At 57.8% G+C, this 21115-nt stretch carries 21 protein-coding genes; 14 read left to right on the forward strand and 7 right to left on the reverse strand.

Annotated features, from left to right (window positions below; all coding sequences use genetic code 11):
- Positions 1–135: 135 nt before the first annotated feature.
- Both AC5FXY_RS05265 and AC5FXY_RS05270 read left to right on the forward strand, forming a co-directional pair.
- A complete protein-coding gene (locus AC5FXY_RS05265; protein WP_493555589.1) occupies positions 136–1485 on the forward strand; it encodes a saccharopine dehydrogenase family protein in 1350 nt (449 codons plus the stop codon).
- Between the two features lie 28 nt (positions 1486–1513).
- The gene (locus AC5FXY_RS05270) at positions 1514–1723 is read left to right on the forward strand and encodes a hypothetical protein (protein ID WP_493555590.1); all 210 of its coding nucleotides are present in this window, start codon (positions 1514–1516) and stop codon (positions 1721–1723) included.
- Between the two features lie 71 nt (positions 1724–1794).
- Here AC5FXY_RS05270 and AC5FXY_RS05275 read toward each other — a convergent pair whose 3' ends face one another.
- The 5 genes from AC5FXY_RS05275 to AC5FXY_RS05295 all read right to left on the reverse strand — a co-directional run bounded on the left by AC5FXY_RS05275 (position 1795) and on the right by AC5FXY_RS05295 (position 5442).
- Positions 1795–2517, reverse strand: coding sequence for a tRNA1(Val) (adenine(37)-N6)-methyltransferase (locus tag AC5FXY_RS05275; protein WP_493555591.1), 723 nt, complete (start codon positions 2515–2517; stop codon positions 1795–1797).
- 17 nt (positions 2518–2534) lie between these two features.
- A complete protein-coding gene (rnhA, locus tag AC5FXY_RS05280) occupies positions 2535–3005 on the reverse strand; it encodes a ribonuclease HI (protein ID WP_493555592.1) in 471 nt (156 codons plus the stop codon).
- Between the two features lie 81 nt (positions 3006–3086).
- Positions 3087–3650 carry a MarC family protein gene (locus AC5FXY_RS05285; RefSeq protein WP_493555612.1) on the reverse strand — a complete coding sequence of 188 codons (564 nt, stop codon included), beginning with the start codon at positions 3648–3650 and terminating at the stop codon, positions 3087–3089.
- A 114-nt stretch (positions 3651–3764) separates the two neighbouring features.
- Positions 3765–4835, reverse strand: coding sequence for an aminotransferase class V-fold PLP-dependent enzyme (locus AC5FXY_RS05290; protein WP_493555593.1), 1071 nt, complete (start codon positions 4833–4835; stop codon positions 3765–3767).
- Between the two features lie 157 nt (positions 4836–4992).
- A complete protein-coding gene (locus AC5FXY_RS05295; protein ID WP_493555594.1) occupies positions 4993–5442 on the reverse strand; it encodes a type II 3-dehydroquinate dehydratase in 450 nt (149 codons plus the stop codon).
- 71 nt (positions 5443–5513) lie between these two features.
- Between AC5FXY_RS05295 and AC5FXY_RS05300 the strand changes: the two genes are divergently transcribed.
- The 11 genes from AC5FXY_RS05300 (at position 5514) to AC5FXY_RS05350 (ending at position 18835) form a co-directional block, all read left to right on the forward strand.
- On the forward strand, positions 5514–6098 hold the full coding sequence (locus AC5FXY_RS05300; protein ID WP_493555595.1) for a Riean_0653 family protein: 585 nt from the start codon (positions 5514–5516) through the stop codon (positions 6096–6098).
- Between the two features lie 9 nt (positions 6099–6107).
- Positions 6108–7007: a site-specific tyrosine recombinase XerD gene (gene xerD, locus AC5FXY_RS05305; RefSeq protein WP_493555613.1), complete on the forward strand. Its 900-nt coding sequence runs from the start codon at positions 6108–6110 to the stop codon at positions 7005–7007.
- A gap of 145 nt (positions 7008–7152) precedes the next feature.
- Complete coding sequence (locus AC5FXY_RS05310) at positions 7153–8901, forward strand: DUF6044 family protein (protein ID WP_493555596.1); 1749 nt, start codon at positions 7153–7155, stop codon at positions 8899–8901.
- Positions 8902–8972: 71 nt separating this feature from the next.
- Positions 8973–11942: an FtsK/SpoIIIE family DNA translocase gene (locus AC5FXY_RS05315; protein ID WP_493555597.1), complete on the forward strand. Its 2970-nt coding sequence runs from the start codon at positions 8973–8975 to the stop codon at positions 11940–11942.
- 113 nt (positions 11943–12055) lie between these two features.
- Positions 12056–12700: an outer membrane lipoprotein periplasmic chaperone LolA1 gene (lolA1, locus tag AC5FXY_RS05320; protein WP_493555598.1), complete on the forward strand. Its 645-nt coding sequence runs from the start codon at positions 12056–12058 to the stop codon at positions 12698–12700.
- Positions 12701–12812: 112 nt separating this feature from the next.
- Complete coding sequence (locus AC5FXY_RS05325; protein WP_493555599.1) at positions 12813–13355, forward strand: hypothetical protein; 543 nt, start codon at positions 12813–12815, stop codon at positions 13353–13355.
- Positions 13356–13383: 28 nt separating this feature from the next.
- Entirely contained in the window at positions 13384–14688 is a 1305-nt protein-coding gene (locus AC5FXY_RS05330) for a DUF2851 family protein (protein WP_493555600.1), read from the forward strand.
- Entirely contained in the window at positions 14685–15959 is a 1275-nt protein-coding gene (locus tag AC5FXY_RS05335) for a hypothetical protein (RefSeq protein WP_493555601.1), read from the forward strand. The genes AC5FXY_RS05330 and AC5FXY_RS05335 overlap by 4 nt, the downstream gene beginning before the upstream one ends.
- Positions 15960–16112: 153 nt before the next feature.
- Positions 16113–16745: a NeuD/PglB/VioB family sugar acetyltransferase gene (locus tag AC5FXY_RS05340; protein WP_493555602.1), complete on the forward strand. Its 633-nt coding sequence runs from the start codon at positions 16113–16115 to the stop codon at positions 16743–16745.
- Positions 16746–16846: 101 nt separating this feature from the next.
- Entirely contained in the window at positions 16847–17803 is a 957-nt protein-coding gene (gene trhO / locus AC5FXY_RS05345) for an oxygen-dependent tRNA uridine(34) hydroxylase TrhO (RefSeq protein ID WP_493555603.1), read from the forward strand.
- Between the two features lie 159 nt (positions 17804–17962).
- Positions 17963–18835 carry a nucleoside phosphorylase gene (locus AC5FXY_RS05350; protein WP_493555604.1) on the forward strand — a complete coding sequence of 291 codons (873 nt, stop codon included), beginning with the start codon at positions 17963–17965 and terminating at the stop codon, positions 18833–18835.
- 104 nt (positions 18836–18939) lie between these two features.
- Here AC5FXY_RS05350 and AC5FXY_RS05355 read toward each other — a convergent pair whose 3' ends face one another.
- Both AC5FXY_RS05355 and AC5FXY_RS05360 read right to left on the reverse strand, forming a co-directional pair.
- Positions 18940–19239, reverse strand: coding sequence for a hypothetical protein (locus AC5FXY_RS05355; RefSeq protein ID WP_493555605.1), 300 nt, complete (start codon positions 19237–19239; stop codon positions 18940–18942).
- A 108-nt stretch (positions 19240–19347) separates the two neighbouring features.
- Positions 19348–20364, reverse strand: coding sequence for an aldehyde dehydrogenase family protein (locus tag AC5FXY_RS05360; protein ID WP_493555606.1), 1017 nt, complete (start codon positions 20362–20364; stop codon positions 19348–19350).
- Between the two features lie 174 nt (positions 20365–20538).
- Here AC5FXY_RS05360 and AC5FXY_RS05365 point away from each other — a divergent pair, with 174 nt between their 5' ends.
- On the forward strand, positions 20539–20889 hold the full coding sequence (locus AC5FXY_RS05365) for a 4Fe-4S dicluster domain-containing protein (protein WP_493555607.1): 351 nt from the start codon (positions 20539–20541) through the stop codon (positions 20887–20889).
- Positions 20890–21115 lie beyond the last annotated feature (226 nt).

Genomic DNA, 21115 nt, shown 5'->3' on the forward strand with positions numbered 1-21115 from the left:
GCCACGGGGGACGAAAATAGTACATTTCGTCCAAAAATCAGCTGTTAGCTACGCCCAGCCCTTCTCAATACCCTAGTAACTGGGATGGGCTTTCAGTTGCCAATGCCCCCGACTTTCCACCCGTACCACTACCTAATGACTCGTATTCTGTTGCTTGGCGCTGGACGCTCGGCTTCCACGCTGATTCAGTATTTGCTGCGCCAGAGCCAGGCGCACTCCTGGCTCCTCACCATTGCCGACGTCAACCCGGAGCCCTTGGGGCCCTTGCTGGCTGCGTACGCGGGCACAGCCAAAGCAGTGGCTTTCGAAATCAGCGACAAAGAACTGCTGCATCAACTGGTAGAAGCGCATGACATCGTTATTTCCATGCTGCCGGCGCTGTTTCACCCGCTGGTGGCCAAAGCCTGCCTGCAGCACCGGCGGCATCTGGCCACAGCCAGCTACGCTACCGATGAAATCCGGGCCTTCGATGCCGAGGCGCAGGCAGCCGGCCTGACGTTTCTGATGGAATGCGGCCTCGACCCCGGCCTCGACCATATGTCGGCCATGCCGGTGCTGGAAGAAATTAGGGCACAGGGCGGGCGCCTGACCTCGTTTAAGTCGTACTGTGGCGGGCTGATGGCACCGGATTCCGAGGGTGACAATCCGTGGCGGTACAAGTTTACCTGGAACCCGCGCAATGTGGTGTTGGCCGGGCAGGGTACGGCGCGCTACATCGAAGCCGGGCACCCGCGTTTTATTCCATACCCGCACCTGTTTCGGCGCGTGGAGCAACTGGAAGTACCGGGCTTTGGCGAGTTTGAGGGCTACGCCAACCGCGACTCGCTCAGCTACCGCCCGCTCTACGGCTTGCAGGACATTCCCACCATGTTGCGGGGTACCCTGCGTCGCCCGGGCTATTGCGCGGGCTGGCAGGCCCTCGTAAGCCTGGGTCTGACCGACGATTCTTATCGGCTAGGGAACAGAGCGGAGTTACCGTGGTCGGCGCTGGTGGAATCGTTTCTACCGCCGGCTACTACCCAGGCTGCCTTGGCCGAGCAAGTAGCCAATTACCTCGGTCTGGATCCGGAAGGAGAGGAACTGCAGCGCTTGATGTGGCTGGGCTTGTTTTCGGATGAGCTAGTAGGCTTGCCCGATGCCACCCCCGCGCAGCTATTGGAGTACCTGCTCACCGCGAAGTGGAAGCTGCAGCCCAACGACCACGACATGATTGTGATGCAGCACTTGTTTGAGTACGAGCTGGAGGGCGAGCGGCGGCAGCGCACGTCTTCGCTCGTAGTAATCGGCGACGACGCGGTGCACACGGCCATGGCCAAAACAGTAGGGCTGCCCTTGGGCATGGCCGTGCGGCGCCTGGCTCTCGGGCTGGTAAGCCAGCACGGTGTGGTGGTGCCGGTGCACGCCGATCTGTACGAGCCAATCTTGGCGGAGCTGGAGGCTGGCTATGGCATTCGATTCTTGGAAGTGGAGCAGGCATTGGCCTAGCTCACTGCTGCGTATCAGGAATAAACCCATGCTAAGGCACCGGCATCCTGCTCACTTCGCATACTCTGACCTCGCTAACCGAAACCTGCGACGAAATACCGTATTGGCCGATGGCCGCGTCCAGCGTCACTATTGGGCCCACGAGTTTGTCGAACTCTCCCGCAACATGCTCAAAGCCATTCCCCAAGAAATGCTTGAGCACCTGAGTTTGTTGCTGCTCGATAAGCAGGCCCACTGATCAGTACCTAACGGTTCGGTAGCCGCGCTTACTGGCCCTTCATCACGGCATGTAAAAGGCTGACTGATGGCTCAAAAAGCCAGGTAAAAATCACGGAGCAGAGCTCGGAACTCCACCGTGTATTCTGGGCCTTCGGGAGCATGCATGACCAACGTTTGCTCCACGAGTTGGTTATTGTATCGACTGAAGGTGGTGATGTGGCGCAACGGGCGGGTATTGGCGCGGTGCCGGGTGATTAGCCGATAAGTGGGGTAGAGGCCCGCCAGTTCCGCCTCGCGCTCAAACGCCTGCATTTCGGGCAGCGGCAGTAATACGGTTAGCCGGCCATCCGTCGTAAGGTGCTGCCCTGCAAAGGCGGCCAACTCGGCAAATGACAAAGTGTCTTCGGCCGCGTGGCGAGCCGTGGTGCGGGCTGCATCAGGCGAACGAAGCGAGCTGCGAAAGAACGGGGGGTTACAAAGAATATGGTCGAAGGGGAGCGGCCGCGTGGCTGCGTAAGCGGCCAGGCTAATGGCGTGCACCCGAATTCGGGTGCCCCAGGGGCTGGCGGCTACATTCTGAAGGGCTTGGGCAGCGGCCGCCGCGTCTATTTCTACCGCCTCGATGTGAGCCGCTGGGAAACGCTGCGCCGCCATAAGGGCCAGCAACCCGGTGCCGGTGCCCACATCCAGAACGCGGGCCGCTCCCCCTAAGTCAGCCACGGCCCCGAGCACGCAGGCATCGGTGCATACCTTCATGGCGCAGCTATCCTGCTGCACCCGAAAATTCTTGAACTGGAAGTAGTCGTTAGGCACAAAGTTGGTAAAACGGGCTACAGGATTCGGGCGGCCTCGATGCGCTCGTAGCCCTCGTCGATCAGCAGCGGTCCTTGCAAGGCACTGCGCACGGCCAGTTGGTCGCACCGTTCGTTTTCGCGGTGGCCGGCGTGACCTTTGATCCACTTAAACTGCACTGTGCGCTTGCGGTAAACTTTCAGGAAGCGGCGCCACAGGTCTTCATTGGCCTTCTTGCCGAAGTCAGCCTTCTTTTCCCAGCCAAACACCCATTTCTTTTCCACGGCTTCCACCACGTACTTGGAATCCGAAACCACCATGATAGGCAGTTCGGGGCGGGTAATGGCCTCTAGGCCGACGATGACGGCCAGCAGCTCCATGCGGTTATTGGTAGTGAGGCGAAAGCCCTGGCTAAGCTCTTTCTCGTGCGGACCAAAGCGCAAAATAGCGCCGTAGCCACCCGGGCCCGGGTTGCCCCGCGAGGAGCCGTCGGTAAACAGGTAAATCATGCGGTAACTAATGGCCCAACGGGATGAAATAGGCTGGTGACTGATCTTTGATTAGCCTAATTCATCCCGTAGGGCCATTTATCAGAAGTTTGATTTGAAAAGTTTGATGGCAATGGCCAGCAGGATCAGGCCGAAGACGCGGCGCAGGATGTCTTCGCCGGCTTTACCGAGTTTGCGCTCAATCCAGGAGCTGCTTTTGAGCACGAGGTACACGAAGAGCAGGTTCACCACGATGCCCACCAGCACGTTGGGCAGCGAGTAAGCCGCCCGCAGCGAGAGCAGCGTGGTCATGGTACCGGCTCCCACTATCAGCGGGAATGCCAGCGGTACGATGGAGCCCGTGCCGCTGGCCAGCGGATTCTGACGGAAAATCTCGATGCCCAGAATCATTTCCAGGCCGATGAGAAAGATGACGATAGCACCGGCCAGGGCAAACGATTGGTAGTCGACCCCAAACAGCGACAGGATGCTCTGGCCCAGAAACAGGAAGACCACCATGAGTACCCCAGCTACCACCGTAGCTACTTCCGAGTGAATCTTGCCTTCGCGCTGCCGAATCTGGATGATGATGGGAATGGAGCCCAGGATGTCAATGACGGCAAACAGCGTCAGGGTAACCGACGAAATTTGCTTCAGCGAAAACAGGGACACAAACTCAGACATAAACGAAAAGCGGGCAGCCCCAGCAACGGTGAATAGCCTGCCAGGCTGCGCGGTGGAGGAAAGTGAGCAGGAAATAAACAGTTGATGCTGGCCCACTTACCCGGCCACGGGTTGCAGGGCGGCCAGCAGCTGCGACACCTGCTCGTAGGCCACATCGGGCAAGGCCGGGAAATTGGCGATGCGGAAGGTCGTTTTGGCCCACGGACCGTAGCCACTGCCCAGGGTAAGGCCCGCCGCCGCGGCGCGTTTTTTGGCTTCATCGACGAGGGCGGGTGGGCCCTGCAGGGCAATAACCGTGGTGGAGCGGGTATCAGGATTCTGAATCAGCGGATTAAACTGCGTATTCTCCTCGAAAAACTGGTACAACCGCGCCGACCGGTCGCGCAGGTGCTGGTCGATGGCCTTGATGGGGGCGCGGTCGAGCAGCACGCGGCAGAGCAGGTAGATAGCCAGAACGTTGGGCGTATGCGTGGTCTGGTGGTTCAGCATCTTTTCGTACTGATTCAGCAGGCTGTTGTAGTGACCTTTTTCGCCTAGCTGTCGGGCCCGCGCAATGGCGCGGGGCGAGCAGATGAGCAAGCCTAGGCCAGCTGGCAGCCCGAAGCATTTCTGCACCGAGGCAAACCACACATCGGCTTTGATGTGCTTGAGTTGAATGCCGCCCAGCGACGAAGTAACGTCTACGGCGAGGAGCGCCCCGATCTGCTGGCAACGGTTGTACAGGTTTAGCACGGCCCCGTCGCGCAGCTGCGTAGCCGTGCTGGTTTCGTTTTGGGTGATGCAAACCAACTCCGCGTCATCGGGAATGAGGCCCGGGTCGGGCACTTCCTCCAGCTCGAACTGGTGGCCGCTGCTTTCGGGGTGCACGGCCTGGGCATAGTCCATCCACTTCTCGCCGAAGGAGCCGTTGTAGAAGTGGTAGCTGCGTCGTTCCGTCAGGCTCTGGGCAATGATTTCCCAGCACTCCGTGGCCGACGACGTGAAGAACACAAAGTAATCCTGCGGGATGTTGAGCTTGGTTTTGAGCTCTGCTACCGTTTGGCGCACCAGCGCCGTAAACCGGTCGCCGCGGTGCGGTGCCGACAGCCAGCCCTCGTCAAATGCTGCCGCGAGGTACTGCCGTACGGCGGGATACACTTGGGAAGGGCCGGGATTGAACGTATACATATCGAGAAGAAGCTAGGTTGGAAGCCGCCGCGAGGCGGGCCCTGCAAAGGTAGACCGCGGCGGCATCGAATGGAGGCCCGTTCTAACGAATTCTGCGCGCCCGCTCATACGCGGGTGCCCTAAAAGTCCTTGAGCAGCAGCTTCCGCCCTGGCTCCTTTAGCTCACTTTGAACCCCACGCGCTTAGGCCGCAGGTTTTGAAAATACTGCAGCGCCAGCCGGTAGCTCTCCAGCTTAAAGCCGCTAATGGCCCCCACGCAGTTGCGCCCGATCAGGCTGCGCTGACGAAAGTCTTCACGAGCCGAGAGGTTGGATAAGTGCACCTCCACCACGGGTGTGTTGATGGCCGCAATGGCATCGGCCAAGGCCACGCTGGTATGGGTGTAGCCGCCGGCATTCAGCACCACGCCGTGGTAGCTAAAGCCCACCTCGTGCAGCTTATCGATCAGCTCACCTTCGTGATTGGATTGGAAGTGCACGATGGTGAAGTCGGGAAAAGCTTCCTGCAACTCCGGCAGGTAGTCTTCAAACGAACGGGTACCATATACGCTGACTTCGCGGCGGCCAAGAAGGTTGAGATTAGGGCCGTTGATAATGAGAATTTGCATGGTGCGAAGATGCGCCTAACCACCCAAAAATGTGAGCTGAACAGTAAGCCAAATTTCTAACTTGCACGCTTATGAACATCATCCACCGTTTGTTGCGCCGCGTTGGGGCAGCCTTATCGTTAGTGAGTTTGATAGCGCTGACAGCAGCATGCGGCGAGGACGAGGCACAGCCCAAGTTGCCTGCTGCTACGCAGGAAGGCAAGGGTACCTTTGGCTGCCTGCGCAATGATGCCGTTTGGCTGCCACATACCCGGGAGTCTCTTGATTCTAGTTTGGAACCCACCTACAACCGCCAAAACGGAACGCTGGAACTACGGGCTGAGCGCGAAAAATCTCCCGATGAGTTTATTTACCTTCGCCTCGGGCGCTCTGGCGGCTTAGTGCCCGGGACCTATATCATCAACGGGGGCGGGTTTGAAGGATGGTATCTGACCGACGCTGACATGACCTCAGGCCAACGCAGCCTGTATACCACGGCATCCACCGGCAGCAGCGGCAGTGTGGTCATCACCAAAGTTGAAGACGGTGTAACGGGCCCGCCTCTGTCGCAACCGTATACCATCATTTCCGGCACTTTCGAGTTTAAGGCTGGTGCCAATGGCAAAACCGTTACCATCAGGGATGGACGGTTCGATATTAAAAGCTTTAGTCAGTAATCAGTGTCAATAAATTGGTCCATTGCGCTTAGGCAGTTTGAAGGCTACCTGCGTCTAGAAAAGTCGTTGTCGGGCCATTCCATTGAAGCGTACAGCCGCGACGTAGATAAGCTGCGTCAGTACTTGGAAATCAGCAAGCTGCCGGCCCGGCCGGATCAGGTAACCACGCGCATTATTCGCGACTTTCTGGGGTGGTTAAGTGAGCTGGGACTTTCGTCAACCTCGCAGGCGCGTACGCTTTCCGGGCTGCGGGCTTTCTACAAGTTCCTGCTTATCGAGGACTTGGCCACTCAAGACCCTACTGATACCATCGACTCGCCCAAGCTAGGCCGTAAGCTGCCCGATACCCTCAGCTACGAGGAGGTGGAACAGCTGCTCGACGCCATCGACCTGAGCACCAACGAAGGAACTCGCAACCGCGCCATGCTGGAGGTGCTGTATTCTTCAGGCCTGCGCGTATCGGAACTCATCGGACTCAGGTTGTCCAATATTTACGTCGATCAGGGCTTCGTGCGGGTGCTTGGCAAGGGCTCCAAGGAACGACTGGTGCCCATTGGCCGCGATGCGCTCAAGCACCTCGGCTTCTATCTGGAAGGAGTGCGCTGTCACCTAGAGGTGCAGCGCGGCGCTGAGGACACGGTGTTTTTGAACCGGCGCGGCTCGGGGCTGTCGCGGGTGATGGTGTTCAATATCATCAAGGATACGGCGGCCAAGGCTGGCATTCGCAAAACCATCAGCCCGCACACGTTCCGACACTCATTTGCCACGCACCTCATCGAAGGCGGCGCCGATTTACGCGCCGTGCAGGAAATGCTGGGCCACGAAAGCATTACCACCACCGAAATCTACACCCACCTCGACCGCGACTACCTGCGCCAGGTTATTACGGCTTTCCATCCGCGTAGCTAGTGCCAGGTAGTAGGAAGGCTGTAAGGTAAGGCAGTGGTGCATCAGCCTCAGAATCGTATAGCTGCTCAGGCAAAGTCGCAGGCATACCGAATTCCAGCGTCGCTTAGGAGAAAGATTCAACTGCTCCCCGACATTTGCGGGGTACATGTTCCTTACTGCTTTCTTTTCCCGGCCGGGTCGGGCCCTTGGCCTGGCCGCGGCGCTGCTGTTGCTGCTGTTGCTGCCTTGTCTGCTGCGCGGCCCCGATAGCTACGTGCTGCTCGACGATAACCTCGACGCCGAGCTCAACATTCCCTACCTGCTGCACCGCTTCGGGGTGGTATTCAATTACCAACCGGATACAACGGTTCCGGCCATCATGAATGGCCTGCCGCGCAACGCCGTTAGGCCGGGCTTGAGTTTGACGGTGAGCCTATTTGGCCCGCTGGAACCCTTGTGGGCCTACTGGCTAAACCAACTGCTGGTGCGGTCGGCGGCCTTGGTGGGAATGTACCTGCTGCTGCGCCGCTACGGACTGACCCAAGCCGGAGACCAGCTACTGGCGGCTGCGGTGGCGCTGGCTTGGGCCGTATTGCCCGCTTACACCATGTATGGGCTATCGGGCCTGGGCACGCCGTGGCCGTTGCTGGCTGTGCTTAACCTGCACAGCCGCCGCGGCCACTGGCATGACTGGCTGATTTTGGCAGTTTTTCCCATGTGGTCGCACTTCGTGCTGGGCGGTTTCTTTATTGTCGTCGGCTTGGGTACCATGCTGCTCGTCGACGGCATCCGAAACCGTCGGGTGGTGCTGCCTGCCTGGGGTGGGGTAGGGCTTTTGGGACTGAGCTATGTGATGGTAGAATGGCCGTTGTTTAGCTCTGTACTGCTAGCGCCCCAGTTTGTGCCGCACCGGGTAGAGTTTCAGCTGGCCGAACTGGCGCCTAAAGGTCTGCTGGCGGGCCTGCGCAGCTCCGCGCAATACTTTGGCTGGGGCCAATACCACAGTAGCCGTTTTTTCCGCGGCGGCATCTGGCTAGCAATGCTAGCGGCTGCCTGGTACCTCCGCCGCCGGCGCGATGCAATGGCTTGGCGCCGCTGGTGGCTGCCAACTGCCACTGTCTTGTTGCTACTCCTAACGCTTGCGGTATTCTGCGGCTTTTACCCGCAACTGATGGCCCCAGTGCAGCGGGTGGCGCCTGCCCTAGGCGCGTTCAACCTGACCCGATTTCACTTTCTGACGGGCTTTATGTGGTTTGGCCTGTGGGTGCTGGCCTTGCGTCAATTGCCGACCAGCAACTGGCGAAGTGCATTGGTTTGTGTGCAACTCATAATCGGGTTGCTGTCAAACACCGAATGGCTGCAAAACCTACGATTGTGGGCCGGTAAACCCGCCGCTCACGAACCTACCTGGCGGCAGTATGTGGCTCCGGATCTGCTGGTGCGGGTGCGCACAGCATTGGAGCAGCGCAGCGGCCAGCCGGCGTCGGCATGGCGGGTGGCTTGCTTAGGCCTGCCGCCCAGCGTGGCCCATCTCAATGGTTTTTACACGCTGGATAGCTACCAGAACAACTACCCGCTGTCCTACAAACACCAGTTTCGGCCGATCATAGCAGGAGAGTTGGTCAAAAGCCCAGAGCTGCGCTACTACTTTGATCTGTGGGGCAACCGCTGCTACGTGCTGTCGGCTGAGCTAGGCCGCAACTTTCGGGTAGGCAAAGCCGACAGCGCCGTGGTGCAAGACTTCCGCTTCGACGCCGATGCTTTCCGAGCAATGGGCGGTCGTTACCTCTTGTCGGCAGCACGGCTGGCCCACCCCGAATCCACCGGGCTGCAGTCAATTGGTCATTTTGATAGCCCTTCGGCGTACTGGCGTCTGTATATTTACGAAATACGGCCCCTGCAACCCAAGTTGTAAGGGCCCTGAACGGTCCTTTCCTCGCCGGTGCCCGGCGAAAAACCTATAATTTTGGCCTTTTGGTGCGTCAAATGGCAAAGAATACTTACAAACCCGCGAACGGCTCCGCTCCCCGGGCCACGAACGAACCCCGCCCGGCGCGCAACCAACCCAAAGCTGCCGCTCCCGAACCCGCTCCGGCTCCTCGCGAGCCGCGCAAAGCGGCTCCGCCGGCCGCTCCTAAGGCGCCGCGTAAGCCTCTCAAGCTGCCTGACTTTGGCGGGGTGCTCAGCTTCCTGACGGATCGGCGCTTCCAGTTATTCGTCGGCTTTTTCTTCCTGCTGTCTTCTCTTTACCTGACCATTGCCTTCTTCTCCTACCTGTTCACCGGCCATGCCGATCAAAGCGTGGTGGAGAGCATGGGGCAGACGCCGGTAAAGGAAGCCGGGCAGGAATCCGGCAACTGGCTCGGCCTGCTTGGGGCATGGTTGTCGCACGTCCTGATCCTGCAAGGTTTTGGCATTGCGGCCTTCGCCATGATTCCGGTAGCGTTTGCGGCCGGTTATAAAATTGTCTTCCGGCGCAGTGAAGTTTCCTTGAGTTTCGTGCTGGCCGTGTGCCTTTTCGCCATGCTATGGTTGAGCATGCTGCTCGGCTACTTGGTGCTGAGCCTGCAAACGCCCGGCGCCGATCCGCGCGTGGCGCACAGCTTGGATTTTCTCTGCGGTAGGGTAGGGTTCGAAGCTGCCTTGTGGCTCGATAGCCTTATCGGCTGGGGCACCGTGCTGCTGCTGGCTTTCCTGTTGATATCCTTTGTGGTAGGCTTCTTCAACGTCACCACCCTGAACCTGCCCCGCCGCATGGGCGCCAGTGCCGATGCCGACGAAGACTACGCCGACGACGAGCAGCCCGCAGTAAACCGGCAGACGGCCAACGGTGGCAACTACTTCGCCGACCACGGCAACACGCCGAATGGGGAAGAGAAAGAAGACGATACCATGGGCTTTACGCTGCGTCGGGTCGGGCCTTTGGCGGAAGCCGAAAAGCCGGCTGCGGCAAAGAGCAAACCCGAGCCCGTAGCGCGTCCCAGCGTGGCCTTCGACCTCGATGAGGAAGATGATGCTACTTCGCTGGATCTGAGTCCGGCTGCAGCTGCTGCTTCGGCTGGTGGCTCGCTGGCCATGGGCGGATTGACGGCTGCCGCGGCGCCCGCTGCAGCGCTGGCCACGGCGGCTACGGCCGCTGCCGCCGCGCCCATCAGTGGCCCTAGCTTCTCCTTTGAAGCCCCGGTGGCCGAGCCCGAGCCTGCTCCTGTGCTTACCTCGCGCGTGCCTACACCTTTATCGTTGGCGGATCTGGCCGACGACAACACGCCGCTGCCCACGCCTGTGGTCGTAGCGCCCGCCGCCCCGAGCAAAGGCCCAGCCTTTGAGGTAGAAATACCCCAAGAGCCGGTGTTGGAAATTGAAACCACCACTGAGCTGGACCCTGCCGCCGGCCCCGATATTGCCTCTATTGTAGAGGAAGACGCCGAAGCCATGCCGATGGTCAACTACGACCCCACGCTGGATTTGCCACGCTATCAGTACCCGACCTTTGAGCTGTTGAACGATTACGGGCAGGCTAAGGCGCAGGTGAGCAAAGAGGAACTGGAAGCCAACAAAGACCGCATTGTGGAGACGCTGGGTCATTACGGCATCAACATCGCCTCCATCAAAGCCACCATCGGCCCCACTGTCACGCTCTACGAAATCGTGCCCGATGCCGGGGTACGCATCAGCAAAATCAAGAGTCTCGAAGACGACATCGCCTTGAGCCTTGCGGCCCTCGGCATTCGCATCATTGCGCCAATTCCCGGTAAGGGCACCATCGGTATCGAAGTGCCTAATACCAAAAAGGAAATGGTGTCGATCCGCTCGGTGCTAAACACGGAGAAGTTCCGCGGCACCGAAATGAGCCTGCCCATCGCCTTCGGCCGCACCATTACCAACGAGGTATTTGTGGTCGACCTGGCCAAAATGCCGCACCTGCTGATGGCCGGTGCCACGGGCCAGGGTAAATCCGTAGGCCTGAACGTAATTCTTGCCTCCCTGCTTTACAAGCGTCACCCTGCTCAGCTGAAGTTCGTGCTTGTCGACCCGAAAAAGGTGGAACTGAGCATTTTCAACAAGATTGAGCGTCACTTCCTGGCCAAACTGCCCGACACTGAAGAGGCCATTATCACCGATACCAAAAAGGTGGTGAACACGCTGAACTCGCTGTGCATGGAGATGGACCGCCGCTACGACCTGCTGAAGGACGCCGGCTGCCGTAACCTCTCCGAGTACAACCGCAAGTTCACGGAGCGCCGACTGAACCCCAAGAAAGGCCACCGCTACATGCCGTTCATCGTGCTGGTAATCGACGAATTGGCTGACTTGATGATGACGGCTGGTAAAGAGGTGGAAACCCCGATTGCACGCCTGGCCCAGCTGGCTCGGGCCATCGGTATTCACCTGATTGTGGCCACGCAGCGCCCATCGGTAAACGTAATTACCGGTATCATTAAGGCCAACTTCCCCTGCCGTATTTCCTTTAAGGTGACGTCAAAGATCGACTCGCGCACCATCCTGGATGCCGGCGGCGCCGATCAGCTTATTGGCCAGGGCGACATGCTGATTTCGCAGGGTTCCGACATCATCCGCGTGCAGTGCGCCTTCATCGACACGCCCGAGGTGGACCGCCTCTGCGACTTTATTGGGGAGCAGCAGGGCTATTCCGAAGCCTACGCGCTGCCAGAAGTGGCTGGGGAAGACGGCGGCAACGGTTCAGCCGAGGACATGGACCCCGCCGACCGCGACGTTATGTTTGAGGAAGCAGCACGTGTCATCGTCTTACATCAGCAGGGGAGTACTTCGCTTATCCAGCGCAAGCTCAAACTGGGCTACAACCGGGCCGGCCGTTTGATCGACCAATTGGAGCACGCCGGCATTGTCGGACCCTTCGAGGGCAGCAAGGCTCGCGAGGTACTTATCCCGGACGAATACGCTTTGGAACAGTTGTTGAATAGCCTTCCAAAGTAACCGGGTAACGATGGAGAAAACGGCAAAAACAGGTTTTACGGATTTCTTTTAAACAAACCGCTGTTTTGTACGTCTCTTAGTTGCCGCATCTCCCGAACACCTCTTTCCCTCCCATGAAAAAATTTGTTGCCCTGTTGGCGTTAACCGCTTTCCTCGTTCAGTCGGCCGTGGCGCAGCAGGACCCTAAGGCCACCAAGATTCTGGACCAGATGAGCGCCAAGTATCAGGCCATGAAAGCGTTCCGCGCCACTTTTACTCAGACGCTGGAAAACCAGACGGCCAAGGTGAAAGAGAATATCAATGGCGACATCATCGTTAGCGGCACCAAGTTTCGCTTGAAACTCAGCGGTCAAGAGGTCATCAACAATGGCCAGACGATGTGGACTTATATGAAGTCTGAAAACGAGGTCAACATCTCGGACTACGACCCGGAAGACCAGGAAATTTCGCCCTCGCAGATCTATACGCTCTACAAAAAGGGCTATAAGTACGCCTACGCCGGCGAAACGGTAGAAGGCGGTGTAGCCTGCGACGTGATTGAACTGTCGCCGGAAGACCACAACAACCAAGTGTACAAAGTGCGCCTGAACGTGAGCAAGGCCGATAAGTCGGTAAAGAGCTGGAAGATGTTTAAGAAGAACGGCAACCGTTACACCTTCGCCATCAAGAAGTTCGAGCCGAACCCGACGGTGGATGCCACTACCTTCAACTTTGACAAAGCCAAGTACAAAGGCGTAAAGGTGATTGACCTGCGCTAACGCAGATTACTTCGAATCAAACGGCCCGCTTCTGCCACTTCGGCAGGGGCGGGCCGTTGTGTTTCGTCTCAGCCAAATTCGTAGCTTGTCGCTACAATCAATTTATAGTTAAATGAAACCTGCTTTTATCAAGGAACAGCTATTTGTAACGCATGCTATCGGACTTATGCGACAATACTTGGGAACCGCTGTTTTTCTAACTATAGGTGGCATTTTTATTTTATTCAAATCGGCTTTTGATGCTGATTGGAAGGGAACCGCTTTAGCCCTAGTGTTTATATTGATGGCCCTCTTATTCGGGTGGGTCAGCAGCCGCTTGGCGCAGGTCACTTTGGATTCAGAAGGTATCAAAATCCGACGTCTCTTTGAGAGTAAAGTCAAGGCAGCAGCTGAATTTGAACGAGTAGAAGCTTTTGGGTCGACATTAATTGTAATTCGGTTCAGGGATGGGGAAAATGTTTACGGTATGGAGAATCCGAATTTTGTTTATGAAATGATTCCGGCCGAATTTTTTGAAGCTGCCGACAAGGAATGGAAGGGTTGGATGCCTCGTTCTCTTCTGCGTCAGCACCGGGCGTACTTGGAGTTACGACGCAACAGGGCTGATATAGAGTTAATGAATCAAAAAATCAGTGCTTGGGCGGATAGTTATTAAGTGCAAGCATCATTACTCTAACCCGGCTATGCAAGAAGATTTCCTCCAATACGTCTGGCAGCATCAATATTTCGACAAAACCAACTTGCGCACCGAGCAGGGGGAAGAAGTCATCGTGCTACGTCCAGGCTTCCGAAACTCCGACGCCGGCCCGGACTTTTTGAACGCCCGATTGATGATTGGGGAAGTGGAATGGAACGGCGCCGTAGAAATTCATCTGCGTGCCTCCGACTGGCACCGCCACCAGCACCACGTGGATAAGAAGTACGACCAGGTGGTGCTGCACGTGGTACACACCGCCGACAAGCTCGTGAGCCGCACCGACGGATCAGAAGTGCCTGCTTTGGCACTGGCACCACGCCTTGCGCCTACGTTGCTGGCGGCTTACTCTGCTTTAACAGTAGCCCCTGCACCGGACCTGCTGCCATGTGCCGGTGCACTGCCCGCCGTGCCCGAACTCACACGCTTGATGATGGTGGAGCGGGTGCTTCTGGAGCGCGTGGCCGAAAAGGCAGCAGCTATACAGGCGATTTACGAACAGAGCGGGCAGGACTGGGAGGTAACCGCCTGGCAGGCCACGGCTGCTGGTTTTGGCTTCAAGAAAAACACCGAGCCCCTGGCTCGGTTGGCACAGGCCCTGCCGCTGGCCGTACTGCGCCGGCACCGACACGATGCGCTGCAAATCGAAGCTTTGCTGTTTGGACAAGCAGGTTTACTACCCGCCGTCGGCGCTGTAGCCGATGAGTATTGCGCTCGGCTTCGGCAGGAATACGATTTCCTAACCCACAAATACCAACTGGCGGCTAGCGCGCTGGCCGCTCACGAGTGGAACTTCCTGCGGTTGCGGCCGGCCAATTTCCCGACGGTGCGCCTCGCGCAACTTGCCGCCTTAATGCACGCCCAGCCCCGTTTGTTTCGCCCCCTGCTGGATGCTCCCGATGTAGCCGCTTTGGAGAAAGTGCTGCTGGCACCGGTTAGCGTTTACTGGCAGCAGCATTACCGGCCCGGTGTACCGGCTGCGCGGGTGCCCGGCTTGGGCCGTAGCAGCGCGCATTTGCTGATCATCAACGTGGTGGTGCCGCTGCGGGTCGCTTACGCCCGCTCGTTGGACAACCAGGTGGGAGTAGAGGCCGCCATCGATTTGCTAATGCAGCTGCCACGCGAGCAAAACAGCATAATGGCCACCTACGAAGCACTGGGGTTCCGGCACCGCACCGCCGCCGATTCGCAGGGGCTATTAGCTTTGCACCGCGGTTACTGTGAGCCGCGCCGCTGCCTGCACTGCGCCATTGGTAGCCGTATTCTACAACGCAACGTGTTGGCCCCTGCGTGAAGCTGTTGGTACTGGTAATCGGCAATGCGCTTGTGCTGTGGGGCCTTTGGCGGTGGCTGCGGGCGCAGCGCCGGGTAGCAGCCTTAAGGCAATTCGTGCTGCCGACTTTGGCATTGCGCTTGGTGGCTGGGGCTGCCAGCGTCGTACGCCCCACGGGTGATTCTACCTACTTCCATTATTGGAGCCGGCTCTTCACCAAGCAGCTGTGGGCTGATCCACCGCAATGGCTGCATACCCTGGCCAGCGACGAGTTTCACTTCGCAGGGAAGAAGCTCATTTTCCATGGCTACTCGAATACCCTGTTTCTCATCAAACTACTATCGGGGCTGAATCTGCTGACTGGAGGCTCCATGCTGGTCACGGCGCTGTACTTATCGATACTGAGTTTTCTGGGATGCTGGGTTCTGGTACGTAGCCTCAGTCAACTGTTTCCTGGTTCGCGCGGAGCCGCCATTATTGCATTTCTGATCTGGCCATCGGCCATGTACTGGGCATCGGGAATTACCAAGGAAAGCCTGCTGCTGGCTAGTGCTGCCGGACTGCTGGCCGCCGGGCTGACGTTGCTTTACGGGTCTTATCCTCGTCGTTGGGTTTGTGTGCTGGCCTGTTTGTTATGTGCTTGGCTCAACTTCAAGATGCGCTTCTTTTTCGGCGGGGCGTTGTTGGCCGTGCTGGGCGCGCTTACGTTGGTGCGTATAGGTCAGCTGCTAGGCGTTTTAAAGCAACGTCGCTGGCAGGTAGTGGCGTTTGCGCTGGTTTTGGCAAGTGGTGCTTGGCTGGCTGGAGAAATAAGCCCGGTATTTCGCTTTAATAAATTCGCCAGCCAGCTTACGCGTACCTACACGGAGTTACGCGAAAAGTCCCTGAGCCGGCCCCACATTGCGCTGCCAGAACTGGCTCCTACGGCCAGCAGCATGTTGCGCTATACGCCCAAAGCTGTAGCTAGCACATTGTTTCGACCCTTTGCCTGGGAGGGGGATACGGTGTTTTATGGTTTTGCCGCTTGGGAAAACCTAGCCCTACTGTTATTTACCTGTGCTGCTTTCTGGGATGTTCTGCACCGTCGGTCCGGTCCTTTGCCCTTTGCGTTGGCTCTGGCGCTACTGGTTTACTGCCTGGGGTTGGCTGCCTTACTTGGGCTGAGCACCCCCAACCTTGGTACCCTAAGCCGCTACCGGGCGCCCTGGCTGCCCATGTTGGTTTATGTGCTGGTGAGCCAGCCTACGGCGGCCGGCTGGCTGCGGCGCCTACGCGTTTTGGGTATCAAATAGCGACTCGCTACCTATGTATTAACGAAGGATGCCTCCATGCCCCGGCAGCGCCTTGTGTACCTACCGGTCTAGAAGGCGTCGCTTTACTCGTTTGGTGCCGTATCTTTGCGGCTTACAGCGCCCACTACAGGCGCAATCCGAGAAGTTTCGCGCATGGAAAATCCCGTTATCATCCTCGGTGCCCAGAACGTTGGCACCGCCGCCCTCGATGCATTCAGCAGCAACGACGTGGTGGTGTACTGCCTGCTCGATGACGATAAAAATCTGGTAAATACTGATCTGCACGATGTGCCCGTGATGGGCTCGACCGAAGACGAGCAGTTTCTGAAGCTGCTCGGCAAGAAGTGCGAAGTATTCGTGGCTACGGAAGACACTGCCAGCCGGCGGGCCCTTACCAACATGCTGCGCGAGGAATACGAGCAGGTGCCTGTTAACGCCATTCACCGCGCTGCCAGTATTTCGGAACACGCATGGCTGGGCCACGGCAACCTGGTATCAGCCGGGGCGGTGGTGGCTTCCGATGCCAAGGTTGGGAATGGCTGCCTCATTGGGCCGCGGGCAGTGGTGGATGTGCGTGCACAACTGGCCGATTACGTGCAGGTAGGCGCGGGAGCCATCATCAACAGCGAAGCCGTAGTGGAAGAGCAAGCCTTTATCGGCTCGGGAGCAATCATTGTGGGCGGCGTCAAAATCGGAGCCAAAGCCCGGGTAGGCGCGGGGGCCGTGGTAGTGGCCGATGTGCCCGCTGGTCAAACGGTATTCGGCAACCCCGCGGCTAAGATTTAAACCCACGACACAGGTACAAAGAATTGAATGGCAATCGGAAAGTGGCTCCGAACTTCCGGCTGCTCCCCAATGTCTCAGTACTTAATACCGACTACTCAGCAATGAACTACCGCGTACTGCTTTACTACTGCTACACGCACATCGAGGATCCGGTGGCTTTTCGGGAAGAGCATCACCGCCTGTGCCTGAGCCTGAACCTGCTGGGCCGCATTATTGTGGCGGGCGAAGGGCTCAACGGCACAGTTTCGGGAACGGTGGCTGACTGCGAGGCGTACATGCAGGCCGTGAAAGCCGATCCACGCTTCGCCTCGCTGGAATTCAAGGTGGAAGAAGCACCGGCGCACACCTTTCAAAAGCTGCACGTACGCATCAAGCCCGAAATCGTGCACGTGGGCCTACCAGCCATCAAGCCTTACGAGCGAACCGGCGTGCATTTGTCGCCGCAGGAATTCCGCGAGATGAAAGACCGCGACGATGTGGTGGTGCTGGACGTACGCTCCGACTATGAACACCACCTAGGCCGCTTCAAAAACGCCGTCACGCTGGACATCGGTAACTTTCGGGAGTTTCCCGATAAGGTAGAGGAGCTGCAGCAGTACAAGGACAAAAAAATCCTGACTTACTGCACAGGTGGCATTAAGTGCGAAAAAGCCAGCGCCTTTTTGCTGGAGCAGGGCTTCGAAAACGTGTACCAGCTGCACGGTGGCATCATCAAATACGGGCTGGAAGCGGGCGGCGAAGACTTCGAAGGGAAGTGCTACGTCTTCGATGGCCGCGTAGCGGTGGACGTGAACACCGTCAATCCGACGGTCATTGCCCAATGCACCCACTGCGGCAAGCCCGATGAGCGGATGGTGAACTGCGCCAATCCGCACTGCAACGCTCACGTAGTACTGTGCGAAAGCTGCGCCGAGCAGTTGGACGGGGCCTGCTCCACCACCTGCCAGCAGCACCCCGAAAAGCGCCCGTACGACGGAACGGGCACGTACCCCAAAAACAGCAACCACTACAATCCGGAGCAAGGATTGTATTCCTACCGCCCACCGGTGCTGTCATAAGCCCTTCAGCGCCACACGCGTCCTCAGAATATTGCCAAAAACCTCGGCTGCGGCCGAGGTTTTTTCGTTTTTTACCCGACGTTTGTCCTGATTCCGTACTAGCTACGGGTTTGGCTTGCCCACCGAAACTTATTGTCCCACCGACCCCCATCTACTGCTATGCCGATTCCTTCGTCGGAGCTCATCCTGAACCGCGACGGCAGCGTCTATCACCTGAACCTGCTGCCCGACCACATTTCCGATACCATCATCACCGTTGGCGACCCCGACCGTGTGGCGCTGGTCAGCCAGCACTTCGATTCCATTGAGACGGAAGTGGCCAAGCGGGAGTTTGTGACCCATGTGGGCTACTACCGCGGCAAGCGCCTCACTGTGCTGTCCACCGGCATCGGCACCGACAACATCGATATTGTGCTCAACGAATTGGATGCGCTGGTTAACATCGACTTTGTGACGCGGGAGCCCCGGCCACTGGAAGAGCGTATTTCCCTGCGCATCGTCCGGGTAGGAACCAGCGGTGCCTTGCAGCCCGATGTGCCCATTGGTTCGCATCTGGTAACCGAGCATGCCATCGGGCTGGAGTCGTTAATGCAGTTCTATCCGCTTGTAGAAACGGGCGCCGAAGTAGAATTCGCCACCACCGTGCAGCAGTCCGTGGGATTGGAATACCGCCCGTATTGCGTGCTAGGGTCAGATCTGTTGCGCGAACAGCTAGGTGCCGGTATGATTACCGGCAACACCGTTACCTGCCCTGGATTCTACGGACCTCAGGGCCGCACGCTGCGTTTGGAGCTACGCTACCCCGATCTGCTGGAGCGCTTGCGCAGTGTGCGGTTCAGCAACCCCGAAGGCACCTTCCGCCTGACCAACTTTGAAATGGAAACGGCTGGTTATTACGCGTTAGGCCGGATGTTGGGCCACGAAGTAGTATCGCTCAACGCCATCGTGGCCAATCGTGCTACAAACGAATTCGCCGAGAATAGCGACCAGATTGTAAATGACCTGATTGCTAAAACTCTGGAGCGCGTTTGATAGCAGAAGCGCCATTGCCTAGGCATAACGACAACAAGAAAGGCCGCCCTCAATGGGCGGCCTTTCTTGTTGTCGTTGACTGGTTTGCACGTACTAAGTTGGCCTTAGTAGAAGTCAAAGCCGATAATGGCGTGCAGAGGGATGGTGATGCCAGCCTTTAGCGTAACGTAATTTTCGTGCACCCCCCAAACCGTAGTTTGTACCCGGTTGGTGTGGCCATCGGCCGTCTGGAAATAGATATCCAGCTTGCCGTGGTAATTGTTGCCCAAGGCACAGGCCCGCTCGGCATTATGTCGGCGCCGCTTTTGCTCCTCTGGGGTGGTCAGCACATCTTCCTGCGGAAAGTGAAGGGTCGGAATCGTTTCTTTCGCAACGGTTTCGGCCGAGAGGGTTAGGACTTCCATAGGCGTAAAAAGTCGGTGTGTGGTTTTAATATAACCAACGGCCGTGCCAAGAAATCCTTTATTTGCGTTATTAATTTTTGATGAAAATGCCCAATGCGGTTCTGAGGTCTAGGCTAAGCCCGACAGAAAAGCCATAGTATCAACACCATCGGCGTAATCATCCGCGCCAGGTTGCTGCGCCCGCCCCGCCGGAATGCTGCCCGGGTACCACCCGTTTACGGAAACTACGACCTGGGTCTTAGGAGCCAGTTCAGCGAGCTGCTGCTGCAAATCTTCCTGGTCGCGGTACTCGCTGTAGTGCAGTACCGAAATGGGCGAAACCAGCTGCATGCTCTCCGTCAGCATCAGAAAGCCGGAATCCAAGTGCGGCACCCGATTGACCAGCAGAAGGCTCTTTTGATAGTCGTAATTGTTGTGGTAGCGGTTGTGGCCGAGCACATGCTCCCAAGGCTGCAGTGAGTTCAGAAGAGGAATGAAGCTATAACTCGCAGGCACCAGCAGCTTGGAGATGTTGCGGCAGCCTAGGCCATAATACTGAAAAATGTCCGGCCCGAACTGGGCCAGTTCTTCTTCTGGCTCCATACCTGCAATGACGCCGATGCTGGAGCGGTTGCGCCGAATCAGGTGGGGCTTTTTACTGAAGTAGTACTCAAAGTACCTGGAGGTGTTGTCCGAGCCGGTAGCAATGAAGGCATCGGCTTCGCGCAGCATTTCCACGAAGCGCAGGCTATCCTGGAACCGGGGCTCTATTTCTAGCAGCTCGTTAGCCGCCCAACGCAGCAGGATGTTGTCATCGGCCGATAGCTTGGCCAGCAGGATGTGGCCACTAAGCAGCACGCACAGCAAGTCGTGGAAGCCAACCATGGGAATATTGCCCGCCATGACCACGCCCACGCGGCGCGGCTCGCCAAGCGGCTCAGCGCGGTAGCGGCTGGCCCAGGCGGTGAGGGTGTCTTCTTCCAACAGGTGCGCTACGCCTGCGACGGCCGCGCGCACGTTGACCTCATCAAACCAGGGGTTATGGTTGCGGGCCCGGGTGGCCACAGCATATATTTCGTCATCGGAGAGGGTGCGCAAACGCTGGCCCAGGCGGACAAAAGCCGCTAGACGTTCGGTGTGGGTCATAAAAGGGAAAAGGCGAAACAGAACCGAAAGTTCGCAAGAAACCGCTGCCGGTGCTACTTTTGCCCGCCTGCGGCCAAACTGTTCAGCTGCCTGCTGGTTTGCTGATGCAGAACCTTCTGGCCCCGCGGCTGCGTACTACCCATACTCACTTACCTTAACTGACTTCCTACGGCTATGGCCATCATGATAACCGACGAGTGCATCAACTGCGGTGCCTGCGAACCGGAATGCCCCAATAACGCCATCTACGAAGGCGGCGCGAACTGGCGCTGGGCCGACGGCACCACGCTGAAGGGCACCCTGGACGTGGATGGCGGCAAGCAAGTAGATGCTACCAGCCCCCAAACGCCCGTTTCCGACGAGTACTACTACATCGTATCCGATAAGTGCACCGAATGCGTTGGCTTCCACGAAGAGCCCCAATGCGCAGCCGTCTGCCCGGTAGATTGCTGCGTAGACGACCCCGACTACCGCGAAACGCAGGATCAGTTGCTCAAGAAAAAAGACTGGCTGCACGTGGCATAAATACCGATTCACATTGCAGGCATTGCGAGGCGTAGCTAATCTTTCCTCTCTCGGCCCCAACCGAAAACAGCACCGCCCGAAACTGGTTTTTAGTTTCGGGCGGTGCTGTTTTCGGTTGGGGCCGAAAGAGTTACCGGCTCAAGTGCCGCAGTTAAAATATTTATCGTAGGCGGATTCGGGGAGCAGGCGGAGCTTGCTGGCGGCCCAGATGGGGTAGCGCAGCAGG

It is taken from the genome of Hymenobacter sp. FMD4 (genome assembly GCF_058932745.1).